The following is a 12,890-nucleotide window of genomic DNA, read 5'->3' on the forward strand; positions in this document are numbered from 1 at the left end:
AATCACCTTCTCTTTTTCGTCAATACTAGTTGGACGCGTGCCAATCGTTTTCCAAACGGCAGCAAATACCAATCTTTTTCTGCCAAGACACGCGACTTCATTATAATTACAAGAAATACTGTTGCTCCGAAGACAACTGCTGGCAGCGTGGACAGCGCAGCAGAAAGTCGGCTATCCAAGCCTGACGTGAAGGCGCTGCTAATCCACAACCACACTTCTACAACACCAATCATTGCTAGTGTCGCGAGTAAAATCCATACATAAAAACGTCCGGGCGCAAGGCGTTCTGGCCACGCTTTTTTGAAGTAGAACAATAACCCCGTTGCTGTACAAGCAAAACCAATGTTACCTGCGACTGCTGCGCCTGTTATGCCGAACTGCGGGATGAGTAAAATATTCGCGATTACTTTTACTGCTAAACCTGCAATTAGTAACAGTGCAGGAGCTTTTCCCGCACCCGCACCTTGTAAAATTGCACACAAAGGCAACACTAAAGACAGCCAGAAAATTTGCAGACTAAAAATGGAAAGCGCGGTGGAACCTTCATTTGTTTCAAACAATAACACATTCACTTGTGGCAATAAAAGCGCAAGACCGACGGCTGCGGCCCAGCCAAACAAAATCGCAACACGATACGTTAAACGAACGAACGGCCATGCACTATGGCCTCCCGATTTCGCTGTGTGGTGTGCGATAAGTGGTACAATCGCCAGAGCAAGCGTTGTTGCAACTAGACTGCCCAGTTGCACTAAAGGCTGCCCCCGATCGTACACCCCCTTTAAAGTCATCGCCTTTTCTCCATGCATGCCGGAACTCTTCAGCACATTCAATATCGTAAATGCATCCGCCATTTGATACAGCAACAAGATCAGTGAGCTTGCACTGACACTTAAGCTAATCACTGTAAGTTCTTTTACGACGCGGCGTTTGTCAATCGCTGCGATGTTAACCTTCATCGCGTTCCGGCTCCACAATCCAAGAATAATCACACCTGCAGTTTGACCAATTACCGCTCCCCAAACTGCTACTGTCCCTGTTGTATATAAAGAGGCACCTGATTGAACAGCAACCCATGTGCCGATTAGAATAATTGCAACCCGCACACCTTGCTCTCCTACATTTGAAACTGCGATAGGAACCATTTCACCTCTCGCCTGTAGAGCTCCTTTATAAATCGCTAAAAAAGGCATGATGAGTAACACATAAGAACCCGTTCGCAGAAGTGGTGCTAATTCGGGATCGCCCATGAGGGATGCTACACTCGATGCGCCAACGAAAAGCGAAAGGAACGCAATAATACTCAATACCCCTAAATACGTGAAAGAGACTCTTAAAATGGCACGCCTTTCCTCTAAAACGGGTGTACTTGCGAGTATTTTTGAAATGGCTACCGCTGCGCCATAGGTAGTCCATATGATGAATATCCCGATAAAAGGATACACTTGCTGATAAATATAAAACCCTTTGTCACCGACTAAGTTTTGAAAAGGCACACGATAGACAGCACCGAGTACTTTTACAATAAGAGCGGAAATCGTCAAGATAGACGCGCCCTTCATAAAGGCTTTCATATTCCATTCTGTTCCCGCCATACCGAATCCTCTTTCGTTTTGTAGATGGTGTTCATTATACCATTGGACAGATGAAACGACAGCTTCGTACTGTAAACATAAAAAACCCGCACATCCCGATGCTCTCGAGTTGTGCAGGCAACTTACTGTTCCATCTGTTTCGACAAAAACACAGCCGCAGTTTCAGCTGTTTTCTGTTCCGCTTCGCCGATGAAGTGAACTTTTGAAAGCAGGTAAATCGCTCCAATCGTATCTCCATTGACGATAATGGGCGTAACACAATACGACTTCACTTGTTCCGTTTGACCAGGAACCCACTCTACTGTCTTCTCCATCTTTTCGGTAATCATTGTTCGTTGCGTTAACATTTCTTCTGCATCCGCAGAAATTTGACGATTCATGTAATCCTTTTTCGCAAGACCTGCCACTGCAATCATTTCGTCGCGATCGCTAATTAAAGTAGGTGTGCCTAACGTCTGATACAAGGTTTCGGCATATTCTACCGCAAACTGGCCTAGCTCTGAAATCGGGGAATATTTCTTCAAGATAACTTCCCCATCGCGGTCGGTAAAAATCTCTAGTGGATCTCCTTCGCGAATTCGAAGTGTTCGTCTAATTTCTTTTGGGATGACCACTCTTCCTAGATCATCGATTCTGCGGACGATGCCGGTTGCCTTCATGCATGATGCCTCACTTTCTAATTGAAATCCGCGCTACAATTTCAGTATGGTTCAATAATGGGCATTTTATGCAGTGATGGCTCTATCCGACATTCACTTCATTCATTTCCTTCATAGCATCTTGTAAAAGACGCATAACGGCTTCTAATACATCGAATTCAGTTTGTTTTCCAAGTTGACGGTCATCGATTGTGATGAGCAAGTTCCCGTTATCCATTGTAAATCCAACTGCACGTCCGTATACCATTGTTTCAGTAACAAGCTTTGCTCCATCTGTTTTCGCAGTGCCTTCTTGTGAAAAACGAATTTCGATAACTTGATTAGGTTTCTTAATGGATGTTACACCCGCAGCCTTCCCCCAGGCTTTCATGCGTCCGACACGCAGCAGTAATTCTGCTTCGAATGGGAGATCCCCGAAACGGTCCGTCATCTCATCCCATAATTCATTAAAATCTTCTTCATCTTCTATCGCCTTCACACGTTTGTACATTTGGATCTTTTGATAGCCATCCTTAATGTAGCTATCCGGTAAATAGGCGTTGATAGGCAGGGATATTTCAAGATCCGGTCTGTCTTCTTTAGAGATACCTGTTTGTTTTTCTTCAACAGCGTCCTGCAGCATTTGAGAGTATAAATCGAAACCTACAGAGTCGATGAATCCATGCTGCTGTGATCCAAGTAGATTTCCCGCACCTCGAATAGATAAGTCTCGCATCGCAATCTTGAAACCAGAACCAAGCTCTGTAAACTCTTTAATCGCTTGCAGACGGTTTTCAGCCACTTCGGTCAATACTTTATCTCGTTCATAAAGGAAGTATGCATATGCCACACGATTTGAACGTCCTACACGTCCTCTGAGCTGGTATAGTTGAGAAAGTCCCATACGATCTGCATTGTGCACAAGAAGAGTATTCACGTTCGGAATATCGATTCCCGTTTCAATAATCGTTGTTGTCACTAAAACGTCGTATTCACCTTCAAGAAAGCTCAAAATCACTTCCTCTAGTGCCGCTTCTCCCATCTGTCCATGTGCAAAACCGACGCGCGCCTCCGGAACAAGTTGACGAATTTCATCAACTTTCTTTGCCATATCCTCAACACGGTTATACAAGTAGAAAACCTGTCCTCCCCGTGACATCTCTCTTTCAATCGCTTCTCTAACTAACGCTAAATTATTCTCCATAACATACGTTTGCACGGGGAACCGATTTGCAGGAGGAGTTTCAATGATAGACAAATCTCGTACTCCGATCATCGACATATGCAAGGTTCTCGGAATTGGTGTTGCGGTCAGTGTCAATACATCGACATTAGTCTTTAACTGCTTCAGCTTCTCTTTATGGGTCACGCCGAAACGCTGCTCCTCATCTACAATTAACAAACCAAGATCTTGGTACATAACGTCTTTAGACAGCAAACGATGCGTTCCAACAACGACATCGATTGTACCGTTTTTAAGTCCTTTTTTCGTTTCAGTTTGCTGTTTTTTTGAACGGAAGCGATTTAATAACGATACTTCTATTGGAAAGTCTGCAAATCTCGTCTTCATAGTCTCATAGTGTTGCTGAGCTAAAATAGTAGTAGGTACTAGGAATGCTACTTGCTTCCCATCGGACACTGCCTTAAAGGCTGCCCGGATTGCAACTTCCGTTTTACCATATCCTACGTCTCCGCATAGCAATCGATCCATAGGACGCTCTTTTTCCATATCTTGTTTTACTTCTACAATTGAACGGAGCTGATCTTCGGTTTCTTCGTAAGGAAATGCATTTTCAAAAGAGCGTTGTAAGTCATCGTCCTGTGCAAAAGCATAACCTTTCTGTGCTTCACGTTCTGCATATAGCTTAATAAGATCATCGGCAATGTCTTTAACTGCAGCAGTAACTTTTGTCTTTGTCTTTTTCCACTCCGCGCCGCCAAGTTTATGCAACTTTGGTTCTTTTTCACCTGAAGCCACATATTTTTGTATCAAATCGATTTGGTCCGCTGGAACAAATAACTTATCCTCTCCACGATAGCGAATGTCGAGATAGTCTTTACTGATCCCACTGACATCCAGTGTAACCACACCATAATATTTTCCGATCCCGTGGTTAACGTGGACTATATAATCGCCGGGTTTAATTTCGGAGTAGTTTTTTATACGTTCTGCATTTGATGCTTTTTGTGGTCTGGACTTTCGTTTTGGCTTTCCTTTAAAAAGCTCGCCATCGGTAATTACAGCAAGTCGTTGCATTGGAAGTTCAAATCCTGCATGCAAACTGCCATCTAAAACGGTTATCATACCTTCTTTTGTCGCCGCTCCATTTTCAGTTGCAGCGATATCATAGTCTGACAAAATCGATTGCACTTGTTCAACACGCGCAGCACCTTCAGCTAAAACAAATACATTGAACTGGTTATGTTGCCATCGCTCCATTTCCGCCTTCAACAAATTCATTTGACCATGGAATTGCTGCATAGGCTTACACGAATAAGAGATGATCTCTTTCACCGTAATACCTGGCAAACTTCTCGTAAATAAAGAGGTATATACTTTTTGCGTTTCTAATGCAGCATGCGCTTCTATAAACGGAACAGACAGCTTTGCATCGTGAACAATTTTTCCTGCTTCCAGTAAAGACAACCGCCATTCTTCTTCGTCTTTCTCAAGAGTAGCTGCAGTTTCTTGGATTCGGTTGATTTCATCAAAGACAATCAGCGATTCTTTCGGTAAATAGCTGCCGAATTCCGCAGCCTGATCTCCTGCAAAACCAGCATACTTCACCATGTTCTCCGGTTGAACCCCAGCTCTCATCAGTTCAATATCCCCCGTTATATTTTGCAGCAAATTTTCTTTAACGAGTTCGTCTTTCACTTTTTTCAAACTCTTAGACAGTGCATCTTCAAGCTTGTCGGCAATACCTTGCAAGTCTTGTGCAGTCCACGTAAATTCAGTTGCAGGTAAAAGTGTAAGATTCTCTAATTTACCTGTTGAACGTTGGTCTTCTGCCGAAAATGTACGAATCGAGTCAATATCTGTATCGAATAACTCAATTCGCACAGGGTCTTCCGAAGTAAGTGGATAAATGTCCAGAATACCACCGCGTAAAGCAAATTCTCCAGGTGCTGTTACCATGTCCTGGCGTGTGTAGCCCATACCTATTAGACGCGGAAGCCATGTATCGATTTCAATTGACTCTCCAACTGCAGCAGAAAGAGTGCTGCTTTCCCATTGTTCTTTAGACGGGACAATCTTTTTTAGACCTGCAACGGGGGTAATGTAAATCCCTTTCCCGTACTTAGCCAGATGATTTAATGTGTCTATGCGTCCCGCTCGCAATTCAAAGCTAGCAAATGCAAAGTCAGCCGCGACTAGCTCTTCTGCAGGATATAAGTGCACATAACTGTCCCCTAATAGCTTAACAAGGTCTTCATATGTACGTTGAGCCTGCAGCATATTGGGGGAGACGATGAGCATGGGACGGCTTGTATCTTGCTGTAATGTCTGGAAGAAAAGTGTTTTGGCACCCCCCGTCAAGCCTGTTAATAATTGACGGTCTTTTCCCTTTTTTAATTCGCTTGACAATTGCTCAATTTCCGCAGTTGTCCTGTAGTAGTTTACTAGCGAGTCCATTTGAATCCGTCCTCTCATTCTGAAATGCATAAGCACAAAAAGCTTTGCACACCTTCACAAGGTGCCAAAGCCAGGCTTCTCACTGAAGCCATTTTTCAATTGTGTAGTAGTCTGGATACGCATTCATCGAACGCTCGCACTGTTCACATATACAATGAACTTCGAGCGTACCTCGATCTGTGACATTTATAAATCGTTCGCTTCCCGTTTTGTCAGCTGATTGTAATTCTCGAATTGTTTCCTCAATAGATGAAAAAGGAATTTCACCGATTTCGAGTCGGCAATGCTTGCAACGATATGAAACCACCCAAAAACCGCCTCTCTTTTAGTACAAGTATAGGCAGGCATAGGGGCACTTATGCTTAAGCTCCGTTAAATTCGTTCATCACTTCAAGAAACGGGCGGGTTAACCATGAACGGCTTGCAGTTGCACTTTTTTCTACCGCTTCTTGAATAAGCGGTTGTTCTTCTTTACTGAACGTTCCAAGTACGTAATCTGCGATGTTCATCGGGACATCCGGCCGGCCAACGCCAATTCGAATCCGATTGAATGCGTCTGTGCCCAAGTGAGCAATCAGTGATTTCATACCATTATGACCGCCAGCTCCACCTTTGGAACGCAAACGTAATTTCCCAGGTACTAAGTCAAGATCATCATAAATGACCACAATCTCATCGTCATTCACTTCATAATAATCCATTAACGGCCGAACGCATTCACCTGATAAGTTCATATAGGTTAAAGGTTTTACAAGCATAATCTTTTCACCCGACACATGAACAGTCGTAACCATTCCGTTAAATTTCATTTGCGGTGCTGGTGCATTAAGTTGTTCTGCCAATACATCTATTGCTTGAAACCCGACATTATGGCGTGTTGTTGCATATTGTTTCCCCGGGTTTCCGAGTCCAATAATCATTTTCATGTCATTACTCGCTTTCTTAAAGTATCTAGACATAGAAAACAAGCGCACGGGATGCCGTGCGCTCATTGTGTTTATTCTTTGTCTTCGTCTTTCTCAGTTACAACTTCTGGCTCTTCTGTTTCTCCAGCACTCTCTTCATCAAGAGCTTCTAGTTCCGCATCCGTTCTTGGGGCCGAAATAAGTACGACTGTTTCTTCATCATCGTTAAGAATTTCATATTTAGCACCTTCACGAAGGTCTGAAATTTGAATTGCTTCACCAATATCCAATTTAGAAACATCTACTTCAATATGCTCTGGAATATCGGAAGGTTTCGCTTTTACTTTTACTTCCCATAGTGGCTGTTGAACAACTCCGCCAGCTTTTTCACCAACCGAATCTCCTGTCAAGTGGATTGTAACGTCCACTTCGAGTTCTTCAGTCATGTTAATTGCTAGGAAATCAGCATGTTCAACTTTACCTGTTAAAACATCAAATTGATAATCACTTAACATTACGTCTACATTTTTGCCATCGACGTCCAATTTAAATGCACCATTTCGACCATGTTCTTGAATCGTTTTAATAAGATCTCGTTCTTCAACGGTGATTGGAGTTGACTCTGTTTTAAAACCATATACTACTGAAGGTACTTTACCTTCAAAACGCAATTGGCGCAATGCCGATTGTGGTGCAATTTCTCGTTTTACTGACTGTAATGCTGTACTCATATGTTTAGTCCCCTTTGTTATATAAAGTTGTCATACATAGTAAATACCCGTTACAAGACGTTCTAAAACATTTCATGCACAATCACAGCCAACATACATGCCGGCTTAGTCGAATAATGTACTTACTGACTTCTCCTCGAATACGCGGACAATAGCGTCACCAATCAATTTTGCAATAGACAGCTGCTTGATTTTCGGTGAGTTTTTGTCTTCTGGAAGTTCAATCGTATTTGTTATAACAAGTTCCTTAATTTGTGAATCTTCAATGCGTTGTATTGCAGGTCCAGACAAAACTGGGTGTGTACAGCAAGCATACACTTCTTTTGCTCCACTTTCGATAATTGCATTTGCACCAGCAGTTATTGTGCCTGCTGTATCGATAATGTCATCAATTAGAATTGCAATTTTCCCATCGACCTGGCCTACAATGTTCATCACTTCGCTGACGTTCGGCCTAGGACGGCGCTTATCAATAATTGCAATTGGTGCTTTCAAGCGGTCAGCCATTTTACGTGCGCGAGTTACTCCGCCGTGGTCTGGTGATACGATGACAATATCATCACCTTTGAACCCTTGGTTTTTGAAGTAATCTGAAAGCAAAGGTACTGCAACCAAGTGATCAATTGGAATATCAAAGAAACCTTGAATTTGCGGTGCATGAAGATCCATTGCGATTACGCGGTCTGCTCCAGCCTTTTCAAGCAGGTTTGCAACTAGCTTCGCTGTAATTGGTTCACGTGAACGTGCTTTACGGTCTTGACGTGCATAGCCGTAGTAAGGCATAACCACATTGATCGTACGAGCAGATGCCCGACGCAAAGCGTCAATCATAATTAGGAGTTCCATTAAGTTGTCATTGACAGGATACGATGTCGACTGAATGACAAAAACATCACAGCCACGGATACTTTCTTCGATATTAATTTGAACTTCTCCATCACTGAATCGTTTGACAGAGCATTCGCCGAGCGGACGGCCGATAACGTCAGCTACTTCTTGTGCTAAAGGTTCGTTTGCGTTCAAAGTAAAAAGTTTAAGTTTGTGATTTGGATATTCGTTGCCCATGATGGACCTCCTGTTTTATCGTTTAGAATTTAGTTTTGTTGCGTATCCCTCTTTATTCTCCTGGCGCGCACGCGCAATTGCAAGAGAGTCTTCCGGCACATTTTTAGTCACCGTAGAACCGGCTGCGACATAAGATCCTTTTCCTACAGTGACCGGCGCTACTAAATTCGAATTACAACCGATGAAAGCATCATCTTCTATCGTTGTTTTGAATTTGTTTTTCCCATCGTAATTCACCGTAATGGACCCGCAGCCAATATTAACTGCTGAACCCACTTCTGCATCGCCTATATAGCTGAGATGAGATACTTTACTGCCGTTTCCAAATGAGGATTTCTTAACTTCAACGAAGTTTCCAACCTTAACATGGTTACCTAGATCCGTATCAGGACGAATATGCGCGAACGGTCCTACTGTTGTATCAGATCCGATTTTACTAGATTTTACAACAGACGAATGAATCGTCGTCCGGTTATTAATTTCACTGGCAACGACATGACTATTCGGACCAATTATACATTCTTCTCCAATGATACTCTGACCTTCGATGATTGTGCCTGGCTGAAGAATGGTATCGCGGCCAATAATCGCATCTGCACTTATTATTGTAGTCTCAGGTGCGATGATGGTGACACCATTACGCATGTGTTTTTCAGCAATACGCTGACGCATAACCGATTCTGCTTGTGCAAGCACAACCCTGTCATTCACGCCAAGAGTCTCACTAAAGTCATCTGACACGTGTGCACCGATTAGCGCACCCTCAGATTGAAGGATTCCCATGACATCTGGCAAATAGTATTCACCCTGTGCATTGTCATTCTTTACTTTTTTGAGTGCTTCAAAAAGTGCACGATTGTCGAAACAGTACGTTCCAGTATTGATTTCAGTTACAGCTTGTTCTTCAGCAGTCGCATCTTTTTGCTCTACGTTTCGAAGAACCTCGCCATTTTCACCGCGAATAATTCGTCCATACCCAGTTGGATTATCCGCAATCGCAGTCAAGATCGTTGCTTTCGCTCCAAGCTCTTTGTGCTTGCGAACCAAAGCATCCATTGTTTCTGAACGTATCAGTGGTGTATCTCCGCATATGACAAGTGTTGTTCCTTCTAAATCACCAAGAACCGCTTCAGCTTGCTGAACCGCGTGTGCAGTTCCAAGCTGCTCATCTTGAAGTACATATTCACTTTTACTTCCAAGTGTTTCTTCCACTCGTTCTGCTCCGTGTCCAACAACCGTTACCACTCGATCTGCACCAATGCCTCTGACGTGGTCAATCACGTGTTCCACCATCGGCTTTCCACAAACTGGGTGCAGCACTTTGTACAAGTTCGATTTCATGCGTGTGCCTTGGCCGGCTGCCAAAACAATTGCATATGTATGTGTCATGAGTTGTCCCCCATCTTTATTTTCATACTTGACTATAGCTGACATGGAGGGTTTTTTCAACTATACCTGCTTGACAATTTCAAGACATTGTCCTATTATTATTGTCTTTTTTCACTTAATCCCCATGAAATTGCATTGAAAGAGCCGCTGCTAAATTAGCACCGACTCTGTGACAATTCTTCGACATCTGAACTTTATACGGTTACTTTTTCAAAAACTTGTTCCTTTTCATCTGCAAAATAAGCTTGTAGTACTGCCTCTTGTATTTTTGTTCTGGACGCAGGATTGATAGGATGGGCAACATCTCGGAATTCACCATCAGGAGTCCGCTTGCTCGGCATCGCCACAAACAACCCTTCATTGCCTTCGATTATTCGTATGTCATGGACTACAAATTCCTCGTCAATAGTGATAGAAGCAATTGCACGCATTCTCCCGTCGGTCTCAATCTTTCGTAAGCGAACATTTGTAACTTGCATATTCGTTCCCATTCCCCTTTCTTGAAAACGTTTGATATAACAATTTCTACAAATCTTTTCTAATTCCTTTTTTAATTTTAAATTTTTCCGACTATTTTAAACAACCCTTCTGCATATAAAAAAACGTCCCTGTGGAAGGGACGTCTTTCGATTACTCTGCTGCAACAGCGACAACTTCGATTTCAACTTTTAAGTCTTTGGGCAAACGTGCTACCTCTACAGTTGAACGGGCTGGCGTATGATCACCAAAATGCTTTGCATATACTTCGTTTAGTGCGGCAAACTCGTTCATATCTTTGATGAAGACCGTTGCTTTCACAACTTGACTTAACGAAGAATTAGCTTCTGCTAAAACCGCTTTCAAATTTTCAAATACTTGGTTTGTTTGTTCTTCAATTGTAGTCCCGACAACCTCACCATTTATATCCAATGGAATTGCGCCTGATGTGTAAACCATTCCGTTCACCTTAACGGCTTGGGCGTATGGACCGATTGCTTTAGGTGCTTGTTCTGTAGCTACGTAGTTCATGCTTCATCTCCACCTTCTTTAAAATAGTTGCCTTCGTCCAATTCGATAGTACGATCGCGCTCATTTACTTTTCTTAACTTCACAAGAGAACGATACTTTTCTACAAGTACCTCTTCTGAATGCTCCGATTCAACTAATACTGCAGCACCTGCAAGTTCACAGTCGAATTCTTCCACGAGGTTTCGCATGCCTAGCATCGTTCCCCCTGCTTTCATGAAGTCATCCGTGATGAGCACCCGCTGACCACTCTTCATACTGCGTTTAGATAATACCATTGTCTGGATTCTGCGTGCAGAACCGGATACATAATTAATACTCACTGTCGATCCCTCTGTTACTTTACTATCTCTTCGCACAATCACAACAGGTACATTTAAATGGCGTGCAATCGCCTGAGCGATTGGTATCCCTTTAGTTGCCACTGTCATAATTACGTCAATTCGCTGATTGGCAAATGCCCCTGCAAAGACCCGGCCTACCTTGTCCATCAATTGAGGATTACCAAGTAGGTCGGTCATATACAAATAGCCACCGGGCAGTAACCGGTCTGAGTGACTCAATTCTTCAATCAGTTGTACGATAACTTCTCTCGCCGCTCGATCAGACATAAGGGGAATATACTTCACTCCTCCGGCAGCACCGGAAACTGTTACTAGTTTTCCAGCACCGCTTTCTTCAAATGTCTCTTTTATAATCGTCAGGTCTTCACTGATTGATGACTTTGCTGCCTGAAAACGTTCAGAAAAAACGGTTAGCGGGATGAGTTGATGAGGGTGCTCCAACAAATGGCGTGTCATCTCAACGAGACGTTCACTCCTCTTCCACTTCATGTCCAACAACTCCTAAACCCGAATATTGTAAGTTTAGATTAACACAATCGTCCGTTTTCAGGCAAGACTGATTCGTTCACCCATCATACGGACCGCATAGACTTCAGGACAAAATCCTTTTAGTCCATTGTAAACACGTGCAACTTGAGACTCGTGTTGAACGAGACCGAAGACGGTTGGTCCGCTTCCACTCATTAACACAGTATCAGCTCCAAACTTTAACATTTGCTCTTTCAGAACGCTTACCTGAGGATGTATCTTCATCGTCACAGGTTCTAATGCATTCCCCAGTCTTTCACACATAGAATCGTAGTCAGAAGAAGCAAGTGCCTCCATCATACCTTTCGTATCGGGATGTTGGATTGACTGGACGTCTAGACTGCCATATATGTCAGCAGTAGATACTGAGATGGGCAGCTTGGCCAATACTACCCAACAGTTTGGCGGAACTGGTAACTCTTTGATTTTTTCGCCGCGGCCCGAGGCAAGGGCGGTGCCTCCGTATACACAAAACGGAATGTCCGATCCTATGCTTGCGCCTAAGTCCGCTAACTCGTCCAAAGAAAGACCTAAATTCCATAATCGATTCAATCCTCTTAATGTAGCGGCTGCGTCTGAACTCCCACCCGCTAAACCAGCAGCAACGGGTATGTTTTTGTCTAGAGTAATTTCTACACCACTTCGGATATCAAACTTTTTCCGTAAAATATCCGCTGCCTGCCAAGCCAGATTACGTTTATCATTCGGTACAAACCGTTCAGACGAACGGATTGTAATACCTCTATCCAAAGGCTTTAACCATATGCGATCTGCAAGGTCCACTGTTGTCATGATCATTTCTACTTCATGAAAACCGTCAGGACGTTTTTGCAGGACATCGAGCGTTAAATTAATTTTAGCTGGCGCTTTTTCAGATATCATACTCATCTGGCTGCCTCCATTCAAACTTCGTTGCTCACTATTTTACCATAGGCAGAAATAAAAGTGCCTGTATTGGACAAAAAAGAATGGAGTTGGTATGAAAAAAGCTACTGTGAGCACATGATGTGCGTACAGTAGCTCCTTCGTCAGCTATTCGTTGGATTTGGGTTGTAC

At 43.1% G+C, this 12,890-nt stretch carries 12 protein-coding genes; all 12 read right to left on the reverse strand.

The features are described 5' to 3' along the window. Positions 1-2: 2 nt before the first annotated feature. The 12 genes from QT716_RS15220 to ispE all read right to left on the reverse strand — a co-directional run bounded on the left by QT716_RS15220 (position 3) and on the right by ispE (position 12,716). Positions 3-1,592 carry a putative polysaccharide biosynthesis protein gene (locus QT716_RS15220; protein ID WP_317937000.1) on the reverse strand — a complete coding sequence of 530 codons (1,590 nt, stop codon included), beginning with the start codon at positions 1,590-1,592 and terminating at the stop codon, positions 3-5. Between the two features lie 122 nt (positions 1,593-1,714). Then, positions 1,715-2,251: a stage V sporulation protein T gene (gene spoVT / locus QT716_RS15225; RefSeq protein ID WP_317937001.1), complete on the reverse strand. Its 537-nt coding sequence runs from the start codon at positions 2,249-2,251 to the stop codon at positions 1,715-1,717. Between the two features lie 82 nt (positions 2,252-2,333). After that, entirely contained in the window at positions 2,334-5,867 is a 3,534-nt protein-coding gene (mfd, locus tag QT716_RS15230; RefSeq protein ID WP_317937002.1) for a transcription-repair coupling factor, read from the reverse strand. A 79-nt stretch (positions 5,868-5,946) separates the two neighbouring features. After that, the gene (locus QT716_RS15235; RefSeq protein ID WP_317937003.1) at positions 5,947-6,174 is read right to left on the reverse strand and encodes an anti-sigma-F factor Fin; all 228 of its coding nucleotides are present in this window, start codon (positions 6,172-6,174) and stop codon (positions 5,947-5,949) included. Positions 6,175-6,229: 55 nt separating this feature from the next. After that, positions 6,230-6,793, reverse strand: a complete 564-nt coding sequence (gene pth, locus QT716_RS15240; RefSeq protein ID WP_317937058.1) for an aminoacyl-tRNA hydrolase — start codon at positions 6,791-6,793, stop codon at positions 6,230-6,232. 71 nt (positions 6,794-6,864) lie between these two features. Then, a complete protein-coding gene (locus QT716_RS15245) occupies positions 6,865-7,503 on the reverse strand; it encodes a 50S ribosomal protein L25/general stress protein Ctc (RefSeq protein ID WP_317937004.1) in 639 nt (212 codons plus the stop codon). 105 nt (positions 7,504-7,608) lie between these two features. Next, positions 7,609-8,568 carry a ribose-phosphate diphosphokinase gene (locus QT716_RS15250; protein ID WP_317937005.1) on the reverse strand — a complete coding sequence of 320 codons (960 nt, stop codon included), beginning with the start codon at positions 8,566-8,568 and terminating at the stop codon, positions 7,609-7,611. Positions 8,569-8,583: 15 nt separating this feature from the next. Further along, positions 8,584-9,957: a bifunctional UDP-N-acetylglucosamine diphosphorylase/glucosamine-1-phosphate N-acetyltransferase GlmU gene (gene glmU / locus QT716_RS15255; protein WP_317937006.1), complete on the reverse strand. Its 1,374-nt coding sequence runs from the start codon at positions 9,955-9,957 to the stop codon at positions 8,584-8,586. Between the two features lie 194 nt (positions 9,958-10,151). Beyond that, complete coding sequence (gene spoVG / locus QT716_RS15260) at positions 10,152-10,436, reverse strand: septation regulator SpoVG (RefSeq protein WP_317937007.1); 285 nt, start codon at positions 10,434-10,436, stop codon at positions 10,152-10,154. A 151-nt stretch (positions 10,437-10,587) separates the two neighbouring features. Beyond that, the gene (locus QT716_RS15265; protein WP_317937008.1) at positions 10,588-10,965 is read right to left on the reverse strand and encodes a RidA family protein; all 378 of its coding nucleotides are present in this window, start codon (positions 10,963-10,965) and stop codon (positions 10,588-10,590) included. After that, positions 10,962-11,795, reverse strand: coding sequence for a pur operon repressor (purR, locus tag QT716_RS15270; RefSeq protein WP_317937009.1), 834 nt, complete (start codon positions 11,793-11,795; stop codon positions 10,962-10,964). Before purR ends, QT716_RS15265 begins: the two co-directional genes overlap by 4 nt. Positions 11,796-11,852: 57 nt before the next feature. Further along, complete coding sequence (gene ispE / locus QT716_RS15275; protein WP_317937059.1) at positions 11,853-12,716, reverse strand: 4-(cytidine 5'-diphospho)-2-C-methyl-D-erythritol kinase; 864 nt, start codon at positions 12,714-12,716, stop codon at positions 11,853-11,855. Positions 12,717-12,890: the final 174 nt, after the last annotated feature.

Source organism: Sporosarcina aquimarina, assembly GCF_033253705.1.
GTDB lineage: Bacteria > Bacillota > Bacilli > Bacillales_A > Planococcaceae > Sporosarcina > Sporosarcina aquimarina.

What these genes read in the sequence shown, in the direction of transcription:
- QT716_RS15220 (WP_317937000.1), bottom strand. Translation starts at nt 1,592, where the DNA reads ATGGCGGGAACAGAATGGAATATGAAAGCCTTTATGAAGGGCGCGTCT.
- spoVT (WP_317937001.1), bottom strand. Translation starts at nt 2,251, where the DNA reads ATGAAGGCAACCGGCATCGTCCGCAGAATCGATGATCTAGGAAGAGTG.
- mfd (WP_317937002.1), bottom strand. Translation starts at nt 5,867, where the DNA reads ATGGACTCGCTAGTAAACTACTACAGGACAACTGCGGAAATTGAGCAA.
- pth (WP_317937058.1), bottom strand. Translation starts at nt 6,793, where the DNA reads ATGAAAATGATTATTGGACTCGGAAACCCGGGGAAACAATATGCAACA.
- QT716_RS15245 (WP_317937004.1), bottom strand. Translation starts at nt 7,503, where the DNA reads ATGAGTACAGCATTACAGTCAGTAAAACGAGAAATTGCACCACAATCG.
- QT716_RS15250 (WP_317937005.1), bottom strand. Translation starts at nt 8,568, where the DNA reads ATGGGCAACGAATATCCAAATCACAAACTTAAACTTTTTACTTTGAAC.
- glmU (WP_317937006.1), bottom strand. Translation starts at nt 9,957, where the DNA reads ATGACACATACATATGCAATTGTTTTGGCAGCCGGCCAAGGCACACGC.
- spoVG (WP_317937007.1), bottom strand. Translation starts at nt 10,436, where the DNA reads ATGCAAGTTACAAATGTTCGCTTACGAAAGATTGAGACCGACGGGAGA.
- QT716_RS15265 (WP_317937008.1), bottom strand. Translation starts at nt 10,965, where the DNA reads ATGAACTACGTAGCTACAGAACAAGCACCTAAAGCAATCGGTCCATAC.
- purR (WP_317937009.1), bottom strand. Translation starts at nt 11,795, where the DNA reads ATGAAGTGGAAGAGGAGTGAACGTCTCGTTGAGATGACACGCCATTTG.
- ispE (WP_317937059.1), bottom strand. Translation starts at nt 12,716, where the DNA reads ATGATATCTGAAAAAGCGCCAGCTAAAATTAATTTAACGCTCGATGTC.